Here is a 214-nt window from a genome sequence, read left to right as displayed (position 1 = left end):
TCGAAGGTCGCGGTCGCGTACTCGCCAACCTCGACCGTGCGCGCCTGGCAGTGCGGGTGGTAGGCGATCCGCCTGCCCGACGCCACGGGGCCGGTGCCCTCGCTCGGCGCGCGCAGCGCCGCGGGGTCGGCGCCGTTCTCCAGCAGGCCGAAGACGTACTCCATGGCGTCGTAGCTCGCGGTCGCGAGCCGCTCGTGGGAGTCGGTCGGGAGGA

The 214-nt window shown here is 74.3% G+C and carries 1 protein-coding gene; it reads right to left on the bottom strand.

Features of this window, described 5'->3' with window-relative positions; all coding sequences use genetic code 11:
• Positions 1 to 214, bottom strand: a 214-nt coding sequence (locus EXE45_RS19325) for a hypothetical protein (protein WP_137695225.1), incomplete at both ends; no start/stop codon positions are given.

Source organism: Halorubrum sp. SP9, assembly GCF_005435015.1.
Lineage (GTDB): Archaea > Halobacteriota > Halobacteria > Halobacteriales > Haloferacaceae > Halorubrum > Halorubrum sodomense.
This window is presented reverse-complemented; position numbering and strand designations above follow the sequence as displayed.